Source organism: Actinoplanes sp. NPDC049118, from assembly GCF_040648555.1.
Lineage (GTDB): Bacteria > Actinomycetota > Actinomycetes > Mycobacteriales > Micromonosporaceae > Actinoplanes.
The window spans coordinates 187,723-203,270 of record NZ_JBEZDY010000008.1 but is presented as its reverse complement, the minus strand read 5'-3'; the positions used below and the strand labels follow the sequence as shown (position 1 = coordinate 203,270).

General features: G+C 72.1%; 27 protein-coding genes and 1 tRNA gene. 24 read left to right on the top strand and 4 right to left on the bottom strand.

Annotated elements, in window-relative coordinates; genetic code table 11:
* Nucleotides 1-18 precede the first annotated feature (18 nt).
* The 4 genes from AB0B58_RS14925 to AB0B58_RS14910 all read left to right on the top strand — a co-directional run bounded on the left by AB0B58_RS14925 (nucleotide 19) and on the right by AB0B58_RS14910 (nucleotide 2,545).
* On the top strand, nucleotides 19-1,212 hold the full coding sequence (locus AB0B58_RS14925) for a DNA polymerase III subunit delta' (protein ID WP_360223383.1): 1,194 nt from the start codon (nucleotides 19-21) through the stop codon (nucleotides 1,210-1,212).
* A 100-nt stretch (nucleotides 1,213-1,312) separates the two neighbouring features.
* Nucleotides 1,313-1,639 (top strand): YbaB/EbfC family nucleoid-associated protein, encoded by a 327-nt coding sequence (locus AB0B58_RS14920; RefSeq protein ID WP_360223379.1) that lies wholly within the window; start codon nucleotides 1,313-1,315, stop codon nucleotides 1,637-1,639.
* 1 nt (nucleotide 1,640) lies between these two features.
* On the top strand, nucleotides 1,641-1,937 hold the full coding sequence (locus AB0B58_RS14915) for a hypothetical protein (RefSeq protein WP_360223376.1): 297 nt from the start codon (nucleotides 1,641-1,643) through the stop codon (nucleotides 1,935-1,937).
* Nucleotides 1,937-2,545, top strand: a complete 609-nt coding sequence (locus AB0B58_RS14910; protein ID WP_360223373.1) for a hypothetical protein — start codon at nucleotides 1,937-1,939, stop codon at nucleotides 2,543-2,545. Before AB0B58_RS14915 ends, AB0B58_RS14910 begins: the two co-directional genes overlap by 1 nt.
* 224 nt (nucleotides 2,546-2,769) lie before the next feature.
* On the opposite strand, the gene AB0B58_RS14905 is transcribed toward AB0B58_RS14910, so the two are convergent.
* On the bottom strand, nucleotides 2,770-4,209 hold the full coding sequence (locus AB0B58_RS14905) for a hypothetical protein (protein ID WP_360223370.1): 1,440 nt from the start codon (nucleotides 4,207-4,209) through the stop codon (nucleotides 2,770-2,772).
* Nucleotides 4,210-4,453: 244 nt separating this feature from the next.
* Between AB0B58_RS14905 and ricT the strand changes: the two genes are divergently transcribed.
* Nucleotides 4,454-5,290, top strand: coding sequence for a regulatory iron-sulfur-containing complex subunit RicT (ricT, locus tag AB0B58_RS14900; protein WP_360223367.1), 837 nt, complete (start codon nucleotides 4,454-4,456; stop codon nucleotides 5,288-5,290).
* On the opposite strand, the gene AB0B58_RS14895 is transcribed toward ricT, so the two are convergent.
* The gene (locus tag AB0B58_RS14895) at nucleotides 5,281-7,077 is read right to left on the bottom strand and encodes a metallophosphoesterase (protein ID WP_360223364.1); all 1,797 of its coding nucleotides are present in this window, start codon (nucleotides 7,075-7,077) and stop codon (nucleotides 5,281-5,283) included. The genes ricT and AB0B58_RS14895 overlap by 10 nt on opposite strands.
* A 105-nt stretch (nucleotides 7,078-7,182) precedes the next feature.
* Here AB0B58_RS14895 and AB0B58_RS14890 point away from each other — a divergent pair.
* Nucleotides 7,183-7,259 (top strand) — tRNA-Thr (locus AB0B58_RS14890).
* A 69-nt stretch (nucleotides 7,260-7,328) separates the two neighbouring features.
* Here the strand turns inward: AB0B58_RS14890 and AB0B58_RS14885 are convergent.
* Nucleotides 7,329-8,609: a site-specific integrase gene (locus AB0B58_RS14885; RefSeq protein ID WP_360223361.1), complete on the bottom strand. Its 1,281-nt coding sequence runs from the start codon at nucleotides 8,607-8,609 to the stop codon at nucleotides 7,329-7,331.
* 12 nt (nucleotides 8,610-8,621) lie between these two features.
* Complete coding sequence (locus tag AB0B58_RS14880; protein ID WP_360223358.1) at nucleotides 8,622-9,197, bottom strand: hypothetical protein; 576 nt, start codon at nucleotides 9,195-9,197, stop codon at nucleotides 8,622-8,624.
* Nucleotides 9,198-9,285: 88 nt separating this feature from the next.
* Between AB0B58_RS14880 and AB0B58_RS14875 the strand changes: the two genes are divergently transcribed.
* From AB0B58_RS14875 to AB0B58_RS14790, 18 genes are all read left to right on the top strand, one after another.
* Nucleotides 9,286-9,525 (top strand): helix-turn-helix domain-containing protein, encoded by a 240-nt coding sequence (locus AB0B58_RS14875; protein WP_360223355.1) that lies wholly within the window; start codon nucleotides 9,286-9,288, stop codon nucleotides 9,523-9,525.
* Nucleotides 9,522-9,704 (top strand): BldC family transcriptional regulator, encoded by a 183-nt coding sequence (locus tag AB0B58_RS14870; RefSeq protein ID WP_360223352.1) that lies wholly within the window; start codon nucleotides 9,522-9,524, stop codon nucleotides 9,702-9,704. The genes AB0B58_RS14875 and AB0B58_RS14870 overlap by 4 nt, the downstream gene beginning before the upstream one ends.
* Nucleotides 9,705-9,860: 156 nt before the next feature.
* Nucleotides 9,861-10,679: a hypothetical protein gene (locus AB0B58_RS14865; RefSeq protein ID WP_360223349.1), complete on the top strand. Its 819-nt coding sequence runs from the start codon at nucleotides 9,861-9,863 to the stop codon at nucleotides 10,677-10,679.
* Nucleotides 10,679-10,924: a hypothetical protein gene (locus AB0B58_RS14860; RefSeq protein WP_360223346.1), complete on the top strand. Its 246-nt coding sequence runs from the start codon at nucleotides 10,679-10,681 to the stop codon at nucleotides 10,922-10,924. The genes AB0B58_RS14865 and AB0B58_RS14860 overlap by 1 nt, the downstream gene beginning before the upstream one ends.
* A 173-nt stretch (nucleotides 10,925-11,097) precedes the next feature.
* Entirely contained in the window at nucleotides 11,098-11,520 is a 423-nt protein-coding gene (locus tag AB0B58_RS14855) for a hypothetical protein (RefSeq protein WP_360223343.1), read from the top strand.
* Nucleotides 11,517-11,822, top strand: coding sequence for a hypothetical protein (locus AB0B58_RS14850; RefSeq protein ID WP_360223340.1), 306 nt, complete (start codon nucleotides 11,517-11,519; stop codon nucleotides 11,820-11,822). The genes AB0B58_RS14855 and AB0B58_RS14850 overlap by 4 nt, the downstream gene beginning before the upstream one ends.
* Nucleotides 11,819-12,070, top strand: a complete 252-nt coding sequence (locus AB0B58_RS14845) for a hypothetical protein (protein WP_360223337.1) — start codon at nucleotides 11,819-11,821, stop codon at nucleotides 12,068-12,070. Before AB0B58_RS14850 ends, AB0B58_RS14845 begins: the two co-directional genes overlap by 4 nt.
* Nucleotides 12,067-12,684: a histone-like nucleoid-structuring protein Lsr2 gene (locus AB0B58_RS14840; protein WP_360223334.1), complete on the top strand. Its 618-nt coding sequence runs from the start codon at nucleotides 12,067-12,069 to the stop codon at nucleotides 12,682-12,684. The genes AB0B58_RS14845 and AB0B58_RS14840 overlap by 4 nt, the downstream gene beginning before the upstream one ends.
* Nucleotides 12,684-12,914, top strand: a complete 231-nt coding sequence (locus AB0B58_RS14835) for a hypothetical protein (RefSeq protein ID WP_360223331.1) — start codon at nucleotides 12,684-12,686, stop codon at nucleotides 12,912-12,914. The genes AB0B58_RS14840 and AB0B58_RS14835 overlap by 1 nt, the downstream gene beginning before the upstream one ends.
* Nucleotides 12,915-12,944: 30 nt before the next feature.
* Nucleotides 12,945-13,115 (top strand): hypothetical protein, encoded by a 171-nt coding sequence (locus tag AB0B58_RS14830; protein ID WP_360223328.1) that lies wholly within the window; start codon nucleotides 12,945-12,947, stop codon nucleotides 13,113-13,115.
* Nucleotides 13,115-13,417: a hypothetical protein gene (locus AB0B58_RS14825; protein ID WP_360223325.1), complete on the top strand. Its 303-nt coding sequence runs from the start codon at nucleotides 13,115-13,117 to the stop codon at nucleotides 13,415-13,417. The genes AB0B58_RS14830 and AB0B58_RS14825 overlap by 1 nt, the downstream gene beginning before the upstream one ends.
* Nucleotides 13,414-13,686, top strand: a complete 273-nt coding sequence (locus tag AB0B58_RS14820; protein ID WP_360223322.1) for a hypothetical protein — start codon at nucleotides 13,414-13,416, stop codon at nucleotides 13,684-13,686. The genes AB0B58_RS14825 and AB0B58_RS14820 overlap by 4 nt, the downstream gene beginning before the upstream one ends.
* Nucleotides 13,683-13,877: a hypothetical protein gene (locus AB0B58_RS14815; protein ID WP_360223319.1), complete on the top strand. Its 195-nt coding sequence runs from the start codon at nucleotides 13,683-13,685 to the stop codon at nucleotides 13,875-13,877. Before AB0B58_RS14820 ends, AB0B58_RS14815 begins: the two co-directional genes overlap by 4 nt.
* Nucleotides 13,874-14,320 carry a hypothetical protein gene (locus AB0B58_RS14810; RefSeq protein WP_360223316.1) on the top strand — a complete coding sequence of 149 codons (447 nt, stop codon included), beginning with the start codon at nucleotides 13,874-13,876 and terminating at the stop codon, nucleotides 14,318-14,320. The genes AB0B58_RS14815 and AB0B58_RS14810 overlap by 4 nt, the downstream gene beginning before the upstream one ends.
* The gene (locus AB0B58_RS14805) at nucleotides 14,313-14,708 is read left to right on the top strand and encodes a DUF6085 family protein (protein WP_360223313.1); all 396 of its coding nucleotides are present in this window, start codon (nucleotides 14,313-14,315) and stop codon (nucleotides 14,706-14,708) included. The genes AB0B58_RS14810 and AB0B58_RS14805 overlap by 8 nt, the downstream gene beginning before the upstream one ends.
* On the top strand, nucleotides 14,705-14,890 hold the full coding sequence (locus AB0B58_RS14800; RefSeq protein WP_360223310.1) for a hypothetical protein: 186 nt from the start codon (nucleotides 14,705-14,707) through the stop codon (nucleotides 14,888-14,890). Before AB0B58_RS14805 ends, AB0B58_RS14800 begins: the two co-directional genes overlap by 4 nt.
* Nucleotides 14,883-15,119, top strand: a complete 237-nt coding sequence (locus tag AB0B58_RS14795) for a hypothetical protein (RefSeq protein WP_360223307.1) — start codon at nucleotides 14,883-14,885, stop codon at nucleotides 15,117-15,119. Before AB0B58_RS14800 ends, AB0B58_RS14795 begins: the two co-directional genes overlap by 8 nt.
* On the top strand, nucleotides 15,112-15,477 hold the full coding sequence (locus AB0B58_RS14790; protein WP_360223304.1) for a hypothetical protein: 366 nt from the start codon (nucleotides 15,112-15,114) through the stop codon (nucleotides 15,475-15,477). Before AB0B58_RS14795 ends, AB0B58_RS14790 begins: the two co-directional genes overlap by 8 nt.
* The last annotated feature ends 71 nt before the right edge of the window (nucleotides 15,478-15,548 follow it).

Below are 15,548 nucleotides of genomic sequence, written 5' to 3'. Positions count from 1 at the left end.
CGAGCGAGAATCGACGCCATGAGTGTGTTCGCGGACCTGGTCGGGCAGGACGAGGCCGTCGAGACGATGCGCCGGGCCGCCGCGGCCGCCGCCCGGATCGTCGCCGGTGACACCGTCGCGGCGAACGGCGCCATGACCCACGCCTGGATCTTCACCGGGCCGCCGGGTTCGGGCCGCTCCGTCGCCGCCCGCGCGCTGGCCGCGGCGCTGGAGTGCGAGCGCGAGGGCACCGGCTGCGGCGAGTGCCACGGCTGCCACACCGTGCTCGGCGGCACCCACGCCGACGTGCGCTTCGTGGTTCCGGAAGGCCTCTCGATCGGCGTGAACGAGATGCGGGCGCTGGTGCTCCGCGCCGGCACCGCTCCCTCCGGCGGGCGGTGGCAGGCGGTGGTGATCGAGGACGCCGACCGGCTCACCGAGGCGGCCGGAAACGCGCTGCTCAAGGCCATCGAGGAGCCGCCACCGCGTACGGTGTTCCTGCTCTGCACCCCGTCGACGCACCCGGACGACATCTCGGTGACCATCCGGTCGCGGTGCCGGGTCGTACCGTTGCGGCAGCCACCCGCTGAGGCCGTCGCCGAGGTTCTCGTGCGGCGCGACGGGGTCGCCTCAGACGTCGCCGCCTGGGCCGCGGCCGCCGCGCAGGGTCACGTCGGCCGCGCCAAGCGGCTCGCGAACGACCCGGATGCGCGCAGCCGCCGCGAGGCGGTGCTCGCCGTGCCGCGCCGGCTGACCGGCGTCGGCGCGTGCTTCGATGCCGCGTCCGCGCTGATCGAGGCCGCGGAGGCGGAGGCGGCAACGGCGTTCGCGGAGAACGACACCACGGAACGCGCGGCGCTGGAACAGGCCCTGGGCGCCGGCGGTACGGGCCGGGGCGCGGCGGGCGCGATGCGCGGCGCGGCCGGGCAGATCAAGGACCTGGAGAAGCGGCAGAAGTCCCGCGCGACCCGCTCGCAGCGCGACGCCCTGGACCGTGCTCTGGTAGACCTCGCCGGCTTCTACCGCGACGTGCTGGTGACCAACCTGCGCGCTCCGGTCGCGGTCGTGCACACCGACACCGCGGCGTCGTCGTCGGCCGCGGCCGGCAAATGGACGCCGGAAAGCACCCTGCGCCGGCTGGAAGCGGTCCTGGCCTGCCGCGACGCCATCGAGCAGAACGTGAAGCCGAGGATCGCCGTCGAGGCGATGATGCTCAACCTCTGGCGCGGGTAATCCACAGGGGACGAAGAAGGGCTGCGCGCGGGTCACCCGACCGGGTACGGTTCGGTGTCGCACCGCGACCATGGCGGCACGCCCGGTAAGGAGCCTGCGGATGCCCCGCGAGATCGACGAGGCATGGATCGACGAGGCGATCGAACGCTACCGCCGCCTCGACGTGCTGCGGGCCGAGTTCGAGAAGGCGGTCGCCGGGCACGTGGTCTCGGTGCACTCGCCGGACGACTCGGTCGAGGTTCTGGTGACCGCGGCGGGCGAGATCACCGACGTGCGCATCCGCGGCAGCCTGCAACACCGCAGCGCCGCCGAACTGGCCCGGGAGGTGCAGGCGGTGGTGACGACCGCGACGGAGGCGGCGCGCTGGGCGCGGCAGAAGCTGCACGACGAGGTCTTCGGTGCGTTCCGATCGCTGGGGGAGCGCTGACATGGAGAAGCTCGCCGAGCGCCTGGAGTCCCTCGCGGACGCGCTGACCACAGTGGATCGCTCGCTGCCGGCCTACGGTTCGTCGCCGGGCGCGTTCGGCGCGGATGACGAGGGCGTCCCGGGCCGCCTGGGCCGCCTGCTGCACGAACGCTGGACGGCCGTGCTCGCCGCCCGGTCCCGCGAGGCCGCCGACGCGGCGGCCGGGCTGACCACCCTGGCGGCCGACGTCCGCATGGTCGCCAGAAGCTACGCGGAGACGGACGACGAGGCCGGGCGCCGCATCCGGCGGGGGATCTGATGGACCGGCTGGATCGCGTCCTGCCCACGGCGGCCCCGCTGCTGTGCCGGGTCGACGAGCTCCTGGCGGCCGGCGGCGCACCCGCGGACCACCACGTCTGGGCAGAGCTCCGCCGGGTGCGCCTGCTGCCCGGCGACGCGGCCCGCAGCGTGGCGGTGCTGAGGCCGGAGGAGCTGCTCGAAGCGGCTCCGAGCCTGCGCGGGAACGCCCGGGCCTATGCGGCGCTCGCGACGTCCCTGCCCGGGCCGGGCGAGTGGACCGGTGCGGCCGCGGAGGCCTACGACGTCGTCCGGCGGCGCACCGCGGGGCACCTCAGCGGTGGCGAGGAGAGCCTGGACGCACGGCTGGAGGCCTCGGCCGACCTCGCGGACGGGCTCGTCGCCTGGATGCGCGGATCACGCGACGCGGTGGCGGACGCGCTGGCGCGGGCGCTGAGCTCGACCGAGGCGGTGCTCCTCGCGGAGAGCAAGGCCGATCTGTCCTCGTCCCGCGAGCTCGACGCGGCGGCGGAGGTCGGTGCGCTGGTGCTACGGGCGGTGGCGGACGGCTGCGCGACCGGCGCGGACCTGCTGCGCGACTCGGCCGACCTCGAGACGACCGACCTATGAGGACGGCGACGGCGCCGTACCCGGAAATCCGGTTCCGAGTGCGGCGCCGTGACCCTCTCCTGCACCCCCCGCAGGCGTACGTCACACTCAACCCCTCCGACCGGCCTTTGTCGCCGGGGTGGGCCGGGAATCGGCCGCTCGGTCGAAGTAGGACGGTACCTGCGGGGTAGCCGGGTCGAGCCGTAGGTCGGCACCTTTCGGCTCGACGGCCATATCGAAGTCGGTCAGCGTCGTGAACGCCCCCGCATGCCGAACAACAGGGCTCCGGTGCCGGCGATCAGCAGGGCCAGGCCGGTCAGCGCGATCACGTCGACCCGTGGACCGGTGATCGGAAGGCCGCCGCCGATGCCGTCGACGCTGCCGTCGGAAGGGTCGCCGCCGATCGGTTCGGGAGAGACCGCGGCCGCCTCGAGCAGCCCCATCTCGAAGTCCAGGATGACGCCGCCCTTGCCGTTCCCGTACGCCTTGCGGTCCGGGCCCTTGGTGATCGCGATGCGGATCGCGGTCGCCTTGGCGGCGATGGCGTGGCCGGAGGTGGCCTGGCGAACGTCGCCCAGCGAGATCCTGACCCGCGTGCCGGGCGTGGCGGCCGGCGCGGACTCGGTGGGCGGCTCGTCGACCGCCGGCAGGCCGGTCAGGCCCGGTACCCCCGGCACCGCCGGCACCGGAACCGGCGCCGCGGACGTGAGCTTGCCGAGCTTCGGCAGACCGCTGAGCAGCCCCGGCTTGTCGGCCTTCGTCTTGGGCCTGCGCCGCTCGGCCGTTCCCGCCGCGTCGCCCTGCTCCGAACCGCCCGGGCCGTCCGCTTCCACGCTGCCCGAGCGCTGGCTCACGGAACTGCCGCCATCGTCCTGACCGTCGTCGGCGTCGTCGTCAGTTCCCCGGCCGTCGTCGCCCTCGTCCAGCACCAGCTCGACGTTGTCGCCGGCCGTGTCCAGCCGCGCGGTCTCGATGCCCTCGCCGGAGACCTCCAGCACCGCCGGCAGGTAGCGGATCTCGCCGCCACCGCTTGTCGACATCGCGGCCAGCAGCGAAGGCGCCTTGATCACCTTGATCCGCACGGCGCCGCCGAACACCTCGGCGTCGCCGCCGGCGATGGAGGCCGAGGCCACGGTCCGCGCGGACGACCCGCGCCGCTCGATGCCCGTCGTGCTCAGGCTCGAGACCCTCCCGGGTACGCGGATCAGCGCGTCGTCGCCGTCCTCGAGCAGCCCGGCGCGGCTCAACCCGGCCCCCGCCCGGGTCGCCTCGCCGGCGGTGGCCCCGCAGGCCATGCCGGCGTCCCACCGGGCGTGCGCGGTCAGTTCGCCGCGACCGAGGCTGAAGGGGCCGACCTCGGTGGCGTCGATGGCACGCCGGGCGGGCTCCTGGTGGCTCGGCGGGGCCGTCTGCTGCAGGATCTCGGTGAGGTTCTTCCGGTTCGCCGATCCGCCGTTGAGTATTCGGCTGAGCGCCGCGGCGTTGACGGCCGACTGGGCGACCATGGCGGACTTGGCCTCGCCGATCCCGATGTTCGTGATCGGTTTGTCGTTGCGGCCTGCGGGACCGAGGTCGAGTTTCCCGATCCGCAGGAGTTCGGCGCCGGACTGGGCGGCGTACCGTTCGGCCTGCTCGCAGGGCGCCGGCGCGGCGGCGGCGGGCAGCGGCACAAGCAGCGCCCCCACCAGCCCGAATGCGGCGGCACTTGTCCGTTTTCTGGTCGTTCGCGAAGCGGCCCGGACGGGCTCGGCCGGTGTTGGATCAACCCGTGCTGGCACGGCGGGCATCATGAAAAGGTCCTCCCCCAAGGATTGCCGCAAAGAGCGACGTCTACGGGATGGCCCAACGAGAGTCGATTCTGTGGGTTGCGCGGATCTATGCAGTTCTGCGCCACTTCGCACCACGGGTCCGTCGCCGTAGGGTGTGTTCATGGGCATGCTGTGCGCGGTCAGCTTCAACAGGTACGGCCGCCTCTACTACCTCGACCCGGGCGAGTTCTCGCCCCAGGTGGGCGACCGCGTGCTGGTCCCGACCGACGACGGGCCCGAGGTGGCGGAGTGCGTCTGGGCGGCGCAATGGGTCAGCGAGGACACCGACGGGTTTCCCAAGGTCGTCGGCCTGGCGGAGGACCGTGACCTGCGGCGCGACGAGATGCTGCGCAAACGCAAGGCCGAAGCCAAGGTCGCCGCCAAGAAGCTGATCAAGGCGCACGAACTCCCGATGAAGGTCGTGGCCGTCGACCACGTCCTGGAGCAGGGAGGAGCGGGCGGCGCGCGAACGACGATCTACTTCACGGCGCCGCACCGGGTCGACTTCCGCTCCCTGGTCCGGGACCTGGGAGCGACCCTGCGCTGCCGGGTCGAGCTGCGCCAGCTGTCGGCCCGCGACTCGGCCCGCGTGCAGGGCGGAATCGGCTCCTGCGGCCGGGACCTGTGCTGCGCGACCTTCCTGACGGATTTCGAACCCGTGACGATCCGCATGGCCAAGGACCAGGACCTGCCCCTGAACCCGCTACGCATCTCGGGCGCGTGCGGCCGCCTGATGTGCTGCCTCAAGTACGAACATCCCCTGTACCAGAAGTTTCAGGCCGCGGCGCCGGCGGTGGGCAGCCGCGTCACGACCCCGGACGGGGACGGCCGGGTGGTCGCACACAGCGTCCCGAAGGACGCGGTGGTGGTCCGGATGGACGCCGACGGCTCCCGCTGCGCGTGCAGCAGGGCATCGGTCTGCGCCCCCCGCCAGGCCCACGAGGAGCACTACAACTGATCCGGGCCGCCCTTGTCGAAGCCGGCGCCGGCCGCGGTGTCCAGGGACGTCGGGGCCGCCGGGCGGTCCACGACGACGGGCGGCTCGATCAGGTGCGGGTTCAGGGGCTCCTGCGGCCGTAGCCACGAGCTGTCCGGGGCGGCGTCCGGGTCCGCGACCCACTGGCGGCAGATCTTGTCGACGCCGATCGCGTACACGGTCAGTGTGCCGTCCGCGGCGATGTGCATCCGGAGGAAGCTCTTGGCGTCCTCGATGCCCTGGCCCGCGAAGAGCTCGTTGACGTTCACGTCGAAGCGGCTCGCGACCAGCAGGTAGAGCGACAGCAGCGCGGTGGCCAGGTAGGCGATCAGCGGCCCGTAGAGCACCGCCGCCACCACCGGCGGCCCCGGCCACGCCCACTCGTGGAACGGCAACCGCAGCCAGACCCACGTGCCGCCGGCCGCGAGCGCGAGCTGCGCGAACCCGTGCAGCAGACCGATGATCCAATGCCGGGAATGCGCCGCGGCGTTGGCGCTCGGCGGCTGGGCGAACAGCACCGTACCGGCCAGGACCAGGAACATCATGATCACCAGCGGAATGCTGAACAACCGCTGAAGCGTCCCGCCCTGGCCGGCCGCGCCCGACATCGCGAGCATCGTGAGCGTCTGGATGATGCCGAGCATCGTCGCGAAGCCCGGATTGCGCATCGGCACCCTGCGGAACACGCCCCAGCTCATCCGCCTGGAGTCCGCGGCGCTCGGGAAGCGGGAGACCAGCGAATACCTCCGGCTCCGGCTCGCGCTGCGGGTCAGCGTCTCCCGGGGCGGCACCGTGAGCGTCTCCGGCAGGTTGTGCGTCGCCGCTAGGTACGCCCCGCCACCCCCGCACGTGATCAGCTCGCGGTCCTCGCCCGTGTAGCGCGCGTAGTGGTGCAGGTCGCCGGAGAGGAGCACCCGCACGTGCGCCCCGGTCGGTGCGAGGATCGTGCGGATGAAGTAGTCGATCGCGTCGTACACCTCGGGCTTCTTCGCGGCCTTGACCCAGGTCGGCGACGGCGTCATCAGGATGACCCGGTCCTCGGGGCCCAGATCGCGGGCCGCGTCCTCGAAATAGACCAGCTGCGGATCGTCGATGTAGGCCCCGAACTGCTCGTCGATCGCGAACATCCACCAGTTGGCGGGCAGCTCCACCGCGAAGTACGACCGGCTCTGCTGGGTGCGCCAACCGCCGATGTGCCCATCCTTGCGGCGGGCGAAGAGGCGGAGGAAGGCGGTAAGCCCGTCGTACCAATCGTGGTTGCCGGGCAAGGCGAAGAGGGTGGGTCGCGGCCCGTCGGCCGGCGGCTCGGGCAGGGCCGCGCGGTACGGGCCCTTGGTGCGGTTCTCGTAGCCGTCGCCGTTGGCGAGCGGATAGACCTGATCGCCGCCCATGAGCAGCAGCTGGCCGCGCGGCAGGACCCGGCCGTCGATCTCAAGCCGCGGCTGCGCCAGCAGGTAGGCGACGGAGTAGGTCGCGTGGAAGCCGTCGCCGAGGTCGGCGACGTAGTCGAACCACAGCTCGCCGTCGATGCCGGGGTGCGCGAAGGAGTCGGCGGACAGGGCGTTCTGCAGCTCGCGCTTGTCCAGATATGCGCCGAAGAGGATCGCCATCAGCGTGCGGAGACCGGTGTTGAGCAGCAGTAACGGGGCCAGCCACCCCACCGGGCGCTGTGGCGTGAAACCGAGCTGTTGCGGATCCATGCTCACCGGCCGTTGCGCCACGGAGGGCTCGGCCTCCGCCGGCCGCTGGCGCGGGGTTTGGTCGCTCACGACAGGCAGACTAGTCCGGGGCGTGCCGGCGGGTCCGGTTCTGGCGCGCCACAACCGGACCCACTGGGGCTTACGTCCGCCGATGCCGTACACTCAGTGACCGTTGCCGCCTTAGCTCAGTCGGCTAGAGCGACGCACTCGTAATGCGTAGGTCGACGGTTCGATTCCGTCAGGCGGCTCCAATCCGAAAGGGCTGGTCAGACCCGGTTTTCGCCGGGCTTGACCAGCCCTTTCGTCGTCCTCCGCAAGATCTAGGGTGTCCGGGAGGGTGTAGGCGGGATTTTCAGCAGCGCCGAACCCATGCGCTGCGTAGCGAGCCGGGCCAGCTCGCTGGCCACGTGGACGTACCGCCTCGTCACCCGAACGTCGGAATGCCCGAGGATCTCCTGCACCACCTCGATCGGCACGCCGAGCAGGATCAGGATCGACGCCGCCGTGTGCCGGCCGTCGTGCAGCCGGGTCGCGGGCACGCCGGCCAGGGCGAGCAGCGCCTTCCACTCCTGATGGTCGTGCTTCGGGTCGATCGGCTGCCCGTCCGGCCGGCTGAAGACGAGGTCGTGGTCCTGCCAGACCTCCTCGGCGACGATGCGCTCGATGTCCTGGGCGATCTGGTGCCGGCGTAGCAGCTCCACCAGCTGGTCCGGCATCGGCACGGTGCGCTTCGACTTGCCCTTCGGCGTCTTGAACACCAGCCCGGTACGCCGGTCCGCGGTCGCAGGCTTCGACAGGTCCAGGACGGCCGTCTCGCCGGTCTTCAGCGACAGGTGCCGCTGCGGGCAGTTGCCTCCCCGGACGCGGCCGCACGGGCTGTCGCCGCAGCCGTGCTCGAACGCCCGGCGGCGCAGCTGCCACCAGACGCGCATCTCGCCGCGCTCGAGGTCCAGGTACGACCAGCGCAGGCCGAGCGCCTCGCCCTGGCGCAGGCCGAGCGCCAACCCGACGGCCCAGCGCGTCCCGTTGCGACGGTCGCCGGTGACCGCGAGCACGGACTCGGCGGCGGGCTGCGTCAGCGCCGTCTGCTCGACGGCCTCGGCGGTCGGCGGGTCGATCATCTGCGCGACGTTGCGAGGGACGAGGCCGCGGCGGTAGGCGACCTCCAGAGCGCGGTTGATGACCCGGTGCATCTTCAGCTGGGTGGACTGCGCCTTCCCGGCGTGGGTCATTTTCAGGTAGACCTCGTCCAGGTGGCCCGGCAGCAGCTTGCCCAAGCGCTGCCCGCCGGCGACGGGGAAGAACCAGTGGACGCACAGCGAGCGGTAGTCCCGGATCGTCCCGGGGTCGCAGCGCCGCGGCGCGATCGTGTCCAGGTAGGTCGTCATCCACTGCTCGACGGTCGGCGGCCGGCCGCGCTCCACCGCGGCGCCGGCACGCTTCTGCTCAAGCAGCTCGTCGACGACCGTCTCGACTTCGGCCTCGGTGGCGCGCTTGACGTGCCGCTGGCGGGTGGTGCCATCAGGCCGGGTCACGGACACCCAGGCGTGCCACTTGCCGTCGTCGCCCTCGCTGATCGTCGGGTATCTCCTACGGGGCATCACGGCCTCCTGTCAGCCGGCGTCGTTCTCCGCTCGCTCGGCGGCGCGCGCGTCGGCGGCGACGGTACCGGCGAGCATCTGCAACGACTTGCGGATGAACTCGCGCTCGGAATCGGGGGTGTTCGGGTCGGTCAGGCGCCGCAGGATGATGCGCATATCGCGGGGGAGTGGCGGCTCGGGCGTGGCCGTCGGCGCGGAGTCGGTCATGCCGAGCACGCGTAGGGCTTCCTCGATGCTGGCGCCGGTGGCCTGGCAGAAGGCGCGCACCTGCGGCAGCTTCGGAAGGCTTCGACCTTCGGCGGAGCGCCACCGGTGGAAGGTGCTGGTCGCGACACCGCTGACGCGCTGGATGTCGCGGTCGCTCATGCCGCCGTCGCGCGCATGGCGCAGGGCCCGGTCGACGAAGCCGGCGAAGTTTGCCCGGGCCACGGCCGGGTCGATCGGTGCTGCTGCCACGACGTCACGGTAAGTCCCGTTTGCGGGACGGTTGTCCCGTGGACGGGAACGCTCCCGCGTGTGCATACGCCCGTTAGGCCTGCGGGTATACAGCTTCTGTTTCAGGTTCCGCTTCTCTGCATGGCGTTGCATGCCTTACAAGTTAGCTTCGTCGATACCCCTTCCGAATCGTCCGAAAGGATGAGGTGCGCCGTGCATGCAGACACGCTACCGTGACTGCATGCACGCAGACGCATCGCCTAGCAACGGCGCAGACGGGAACACGGCGGTGCCGGACGGTCGGCCCGACCAGATGGCATACAAGGTCCCCCACGCAGCCAAGGTCCTCGACCTCAGCGCGCGAACGGTGTGGCAGCTCGTCAAGGACGGCGAGATCGAGTCGATCAAGATCGGCACCTCCCGCCGCATCCCCCGCGCTGCGCTCGAGGCGTTCGTCAACCGCTGCCGGGACGCGGCATGACCACCGGCCCAGACCGACTCCTGACGCCCGGCGAGGTCGCCCATCTGTTCCGAGTCGACCCGAAGACCGTGACGCGGTGGGCCGTGGCGGGCCACATCTCCTCGATCCGCACGCCGGGCGGCCACCGCCGGTTCAAGGAATCCGAGGTCCGCGCGCTGCTGGACGGCGGCCCGTCCTGACCAGACCGAAACCGCGGCCGCAGACGCCGAAGCCGCCCAGCGGGCCGAAGCCCGGAAAGCCGCTCGGTAGCGGTCGCTGAACCAAAAGCGGGCCGCCCGGCTCGACCCCGGACAGCCCGCGCACCGGATTACCAACCCATCAAGAAAGGCCATCCGATGCCTGATCAGAACCTACCCGCCACCAAGCCCGCGAGCGAGCTCCAGGTCGGCGACTGGGTCGGCGAGGAGGTCACCGGCCTCGACCGCGACAGCGCCGAGATCGTGACCCTGTACCCGTTCGTGCCCGACGACAGCCGCGCCCGCGTCCTGATCGCCTACGTCCAGGCCGACACCCGGACGCCGTACACGACGGTGTTCTACGCCGAGGACCAGGTGCGGGTGCTGACCGCCGAGGAGATCGCCGCGGTCCGCGAGCGCGGCGAGCGTGCCAAGAGGATCGCCGACATCCGGGCACTCGCCACCTTCCTGGAGGGGCACCCCGAGGTGCCCATGGTCCCGTCGGGGATGCGCGTGCAGGTCGACCTGCACGATTCGGAAGGACTTCGGACCGTCCGTGACCTCGGCGCCCGGTTCGGCCGGCAGCCGGAGGAGCGCCTCGACGACCGGACCGTCGTTAATTGGTCCTTCGGCGGATCCGAGCTCGCCGTGATCGCTTGGCACCTGGACGGCCGCCCCGCCGAGCCCGGCACGACGTGCGAGGACCTGAGCGACCCCGACCCGACCGGCCTGGCCTACACCCGCGCCGACACCGAGGACGACCCGACGCCCGTCTCGCCCGCCCGCGTGCCGCTGCACACCGGCGCCGTGGTCGACGGCGGCCAGCTGGTCGACGAGACGCCGCCGGTCCACCTCGAAGGCGCGGGAGCCAGGACTGCGTGCGACCTGCGCATCATCCGGCTGCCGGCGGGCCAGAGCTGGACCAACGACCACGCCACGGTCACCTGCAAGGCCTGCATCGACAGGATGCCGTTCTGATGGCCGCCGGCCGGTGCCGCTATCGCGCGCTCGCCGACACCCTCGCGCACCTCGACGGCGTGGTGCTCACCGAGGAGTTGCCGCGCTGCGACGGGCCCCAGGAGTTCGAGGCGAAGCTCGTCCGCGAGGACGAGGGCTTCGGTGTCGAGCTGCACACCAACGTCTGCCTCGGCCACGACGTCGTGATCGGCCTGGCCGAGGGCTACGTCGGCTCCCGCAGGCTCCAGCCTCCCTCCACCTCCTGACCACCTGGGCTCGGCGACGCCTTCCCCGGCCGCCGATCCCCGACCGCCTGGCCCGCGCGGGCTGCGACCCCGCGCGCGGCCGGGCACCCCGGTCCGGGGCCGCGCGAGCTGAGGGGGTGCGCGCGGCCCCGGACCACTCAATCCAGCACCTGCTCGCATGAGGGACATAGACGATGACCAGCACACTGAGCCGGCACGACGCCGGCGAAGCAACCGAGAACCTCACCCACACCCTGCCGCCCGCCCTGATCCGGCCGTACATCACCGGCGAGCAGCCGCTCTACCGGCCCGGCGGGCCCGTCACCGGCAGCCGCACCGTCCGTCTCGCGGATGGCGAGACGCGGATCCAGCCGAGCCAGCTCGCACGGCTCACGGCCAGCAACACCCTGCTCCTGCCGACCGACACCCCGCCGCACGAGGCCCGCCACGCGGCACCGACCGTCGACCCGCAGCCCGACGGCTACGAGCGCCCGGACCGGTATCGCGGCACGCGCCGCAACACCGATCCGGCGTGGGTGTGGGCGTCGATCGGCGCGGGGTCGCTCCTGGCGGGCGAGTTCCTCGCCGGCTTGGTCGTGCTGGCGGTGGCGCGGTGACGGCCGAGATGCGGCACGCCGCGGACCGCCCCGCCGAGCGGACGACGGCCGAGGTTCGGGCCGCGACCCTCGCCGAGCTCGCGAAGGACCGCGAGCAGCTCCTCGCCGAGCTGCGCGCCGCCGCGCCTGGTGCGAAGCCGGGGAAGCCGCGCTGGCAAGTCTTCCGCCAGTCCTCGCGCGGCACCGAGTACCCGGTCTGCAAGCACCGGTTCGGCTGGGTCGCCGAGCGGTGCGCGCGCCGCCAGACCCGCGACGAGTTCGAGCTCGCCGTCCGCTACGTCGCGCGGAGGGCTGAGGCGTGAGAACCGAGATCATCGACGGCCACGTGGTCGACGTCATCCACCGCGAGCTGTCCGACTTCGAGCAGATCGACATCGCCGCCACCCTGCTCGAACAGGGCGTCCACGTCGTGCCCGTGCTCGACGTCTACCGAGTCCTGCACCTGTGGGCGCAGACGCCGGTGACCACCGAGCAGGAGGTGCGGGCGCTGGCCGCCTTCGCTGAGCGCACCGACTGTCGGATCGCCTGGCACGAGGCGGGGACGCGGTGAGCGCGACCGAAACGGTCGACGCGATCGTCGCCGAACTCACCCGCGACGAGGCGAAGATCCTCGCCCACTACGCAGCTGGCGAACCGCTCGACCTGATCCCACAGAACGCCGAGGTCAAGCGCGCCGAGGTCGACCGTGTCGTCATGGAGATCGCGAACTTCAACATCCCCCACGCACGCACGATCGCCCTGGCCTGGCAGCGGAAGAACAAACCCGCGGCGCCCAACGCGGCGCCGGCCACGGTGGCCGCCACAGCGACTCGGCCGGACGCGATCGCCGACCTGATCAACCGGGCCACCACGTCCGACGTGCCGCGGCTGGTACGGCTCGCCGACAAGGTTCAGGATCTGGTCGACCAGCTCGAGGGGCAGCTGCGGGAGTACGAGCGCGGCAAGGAACTGCGCGCCGAGGCCGAGAAGCTGGAGCGGCGCCTGGCGGAGATCAAGCAGGCGCTCACGCCGAAGCGGTCCGCGTCGGCCGAATCGGCATCGATGGCATCCGCGCCGGACAGCAAGGCGGTACGCGCGTGGGCTGCGGCGAACGGTGTCGACTGCCCCGAACGGGGCCGCGTTCCCGCCGGGGTGCTCGCCGCGTACGCCGAGGCGGGTGTCTGATGACCGCGCCGAGGAAGGCAGACCTTCCAGCAACCCTCACCGTCGAGTTCCCGTGCGAGCGGCGATGCCAGGCGGAGTTCGACCTGGAGGGCATCCAGATCCGGTTCACGCTCGGCCAGATGCTCGCCACGACGGGCCGCGCCCACGACAAGGCCCACGCCGGCGAACCGGTGCGGGTCTTCCGCTACCAGGACGCGATCCTCGTGCGAGCGGCGGTGGCCGATGTCTGAGCAGGTCGTCCGCGAGCTGGCGGTGCGGCGATGAGCCGCCAGGATCCCGGGGCCACGACTGGGCAGATGCCGTACGAGCTGAGCCGCTGCACCTGCGGCTGCCTGTCCAGCCTGCACAAGCTCACGGACGCCGGCGAGCGGGCGACGTGCTCGAACTCCAACTGCGGCTGCCGCCGCTTCACCGAGGCGGTGAGCGCCTGATGTTCAGCTTTTCAGCCCGATGGCGGGAGACGCCGGCCGAGCCGCCCGTCCCGGCGCCCGACGCCGTCGGCGCCGAGCTTGCCGAGCTGCGCGAGAGCGCCCTGCTGGATCTGACCGAGCGGCACCACGCCGCCATGGAGGAGATCGACGGCCTGCTGAAGGCCGAGCTGGCTCGCGGCCGTGACGGGCGTGACGCCCGGTTGTTCAACGCGTTGCTGGACGTGCGGAACGCGTTGGCGCCGGGCTCGCTGATCCTGCCGCTGCGGCCGTCGGTGCCGGTCATCCCGGGGAATGCGTCGTGAGCAAGGTCGCGAGCGAACACACGCTGGCCATCGACGGCCGCCGAGTCCTCGCCTCATGCATCGGCGCGTCCTGGGCCATCTCCTGCTACGAGGCGGATTGCAACGCCACGGTGGTCGGCTACCGGGGCCGCGACCAAGCGGTCAAGGGCGGCATGGCGCACCTGATGTGGCACGTCCACGGCAAGCCCACCTGCCGGGACTGCGGCGCGTGGCTCTCGCACCGGACGGCGAGGCGCTGCCGTAAGGGCGCCTGCGAGGCGACATCGTGAACGCCTACGCGCTGCTCTGGCAGCTGATCAAACACGTGCTGCACGGTCGTGGCCGCGACGAGGTCTTCCTGGCGGTCTACCGCGACCCTCTGGCCGGGCCGGTAACGGGCGAGCTCGACGACTTCTCCTGGGAGGGCGACCAGGACCGCTTCTGCGTCCTCTCGGCCACCGACAAGGACGGCCGGTCGTGAGCGCCAAAAAGGACTGCTGCGTGGGCGAGCCGGGCGGCGGCGACCCGCACGGCCTGCACAGCTGGGACTGCCCGGAGTACCTGGCGTTCGTCGAGCGGTTGGAGGCCCGGCGGGCCGAGCCCGTACCGGCCGTCCGGTCCGACCTGCCGCCCACCGGGTCCACCTCGGCCCAGCTGCGCCAGGCCCAGGCAGCGTTCGCCGCGTCCCAGGCCGACCTGACCCGCGTCGTGGCGGAGCGCGACGAGCTGAAGCTCGCTCTCGCCGCCGCGCTCGACGACCGCGACTGGGCGGACCGCATGCGCGCGGACGGCGACGTCCAGGCCGTCGCCGACGCGAACGACCTGCTCCGCGCCGAACTGGCGTCCGCCCGCACGGAGCTGGCGCTACTTCGCACCCGACTTCACACCCAGCTTCACACCACCGAGGAAGAGGCCGATGTCTAACTGGAAGCGCAGCTCGCTCTGCGGCAACACGACGTGCGTCGAGGTGCTCAAGCACAGCGACGGCACGGTCCGGCTCCGCGACTCCAAGCACCCGCTGCGGGAGCCGCTGAACTTCAGCGCCGAGGAGTGGGCCGACTTCATCGCGGGCGCCGTGGCCGGGGAGTTCGGCGGCGGCGACGAGGACCCGCACCACGTCATCGAGTTCCGAACCAACGGCTGGACGATCAAACACCCACTGTCCTGCCGCCCTCGCCTGTTCGACTGCGAGGTCAACCGGGTCGCCGATGAGTGCCTGACCGAGCCGCCCGCCTCGCTGGGGCGGTTCGTGTGCAGCGTCGTCGCCGGTCGGTTCGTGCTCGGTGAGCGCCGGCCGGACGGCGAGCCGTGAGCGCCCCGGAGGAGACGCCGGCCGACCGGCCTGAGCCGGTCTGCGAGCGGCACGGCTGCAAGCACCCGCTCAGCGACCACGACACGGCGGAGGAGAACAGGGTCCGGCCGTGCCGGGCCTGCCGCTGCCCGGCCTACTCCGGCTGGGCCAGGCAGCGCGGCCGGGCGGGCCGCGATGAGTAGCCGGTCGCACGGGCGCCCCACCCCGTCGCGGGGCGCCCGGGTCGAGCAGCGCAAGGCGACGCGGCCCGCACCGGAGAGCACCGACACCACGCCGATGCGAATCCCCGACGCCGTGCGCGCGCTGTCGACCGAGACCAGCCCGAGCCTCAACCAGCCGTGGCCAGCCAGCCCGAACCGGCAGCAGCGCCGCGCCGAGCAGCGCAAGCGGAAGGGAGCCCGTCGTGGCTGACCGCATCGAGCGTCTGAAGTGGCGCATCGCCGACCTGATCAACCGGCTCTTCTACCGTCGCCAGTGCTGGTCGGACCTGGTCGACTGGGTACTCGACGACGCGCCGATCCGCGACAAGGGCGTGCGCGGCGCGCTCCCGTGGAGCCCGATCAGCGTGTCGTGCCGTCTTGACGCCGCGTCCGCTGGTCGCTGCTACTGCGGGAAGCTCGGCTCCGACGGCACGGTGCTGCGCCCCGGCGAGAGAGTCTGCGTGACGCGAATGCCTGGCCGCGAGAACGACCGGCTGTGCTCCCGGCCGGACGGCCACGGCGGCATGCATCGGTGCGGCGTAGTCGAGTGGGGGCGGGTCGATGGCTGATGTCATCTCGCTGCACAGGCCCACCCGCACCCCGGCCGAGCTGGATCTGCCGCCGTGCCGCAACGCGTGGG

Coding starts and splice junctions, on each gene's coding strand:
- AB0B58_RS14795 (WP_360223307.1), top strand. CDS start 14,883: ATGAGTAGCCGGTCGCACGGGCGCCCCACCCCGTCGCGGGGCGCCCGG.
- ricT (WP_360223367.1), top strand. CDS start 4,454: ATGGGCATGCTGTGCGCGGTCAGCTTCAACAGGTACGGCCGCCTCTAC.
- AB0B58_RS14835 (WP_360223331.1), top strand. CDS start 12,684: ATGACCGCGCCGAGGAAGGCAGACCTTCCAGCAACCCTCACCGTCGAG.
- AB0B58_RS14830 (WP_360223328.1), top strand. CDS start 12,945: ATGAGCCGCCAGGATCCCGGGGCCACGACTGGGCAGATGCCGTACGAG.
- AB0B58_RS14875 (WP_360223355.1), top strand. CDS start 9,286: ATGCACGCAGACGCATCGCCTAGCAACGGCGCAGACGGGAACACGGCG.
- AB0B58_RS14865 (WP_360223349.1), top strand. CDS start 9,861: ATGCCTGATCAGAACCTACCCGCCACCAAGCCCGCGAGCGAGCTCCAG.
- AB0B58_RS14870 (WP_360223352.1), top strand. CDS start 9,522: ATGACCACCGGCCCAGACCGACTCCTGACGCCCGGCGAGGTCGCCCAT.
- AB0B58_RS14860 (WP_360223346.1), top strand. CDS start 10,679: ATGGCCGCCGGCCGGTGCCGCTATCGCGCGCTCGCCGACACCCTCGCG.
- AB0B58_RS14915 (WP_360223376.1), top strand. CDS start 1,641: ATGGAGAAGCTCGCCGAGCGCCTGGAGTCCCTCGCGGACGCGCTGACC.
- AB0B58_RS14910 (WP_360223373.1), top strand. CDS start 1,937: ATGGACCGGCTGGATCGCGTCCTGCCCACGGCGGCCCCGCTGCTGTGC.
- AB0B58_RS14825 (WP_360223325.1), top strand. CDS start 13,115: ATGTTCAGCTTTTCAGCCCGATGGCGGGAGACGCCGGCCGAGCCGCCC.
- AB0B58_RS14880 (WP_360223358.1), bottom strand. CDS start 9,197: ATGCAACGCCATGCAGAGAAGCGGAACCTGAAACAGAAGCTGTATACC.
- AB0B58_RS14925 (WP_360223383.1), top strand. CDS start 19: ATGAGTGTGTTCGCGGACCTGGTCGGGCAGGACGAGGCCGTCGAGACG.
- AB0B58_RS14920 (WP_360223379.1), top strand. CDS start 1,313: ATGCCCCGCGAGATCGACGAGGCATGGATCGACGAGGCGATCGAACGC.
- AB0B58_RS14885 (WP_360223361.1), bottom strand. CDS start 8,609: ATGCCCCGTAGGAGATACCCGACGATCAGCGAGGGCGACGACGGCAAG.
- AB0B58_RS14805 (WP_360223313.1), top strand. CDS start 14,313: ATGTCTAACTGGAAGCGCAGCTCGCTCTGCGGCAACACGACGTGCGTC.
- AB0B58_RS14855 (WP_360223343.1), top strand. CDS start 11,098: ATGACCAGCACACTGAGCCGGCACGACGCCGGCGAAGCAACCGAGAAC.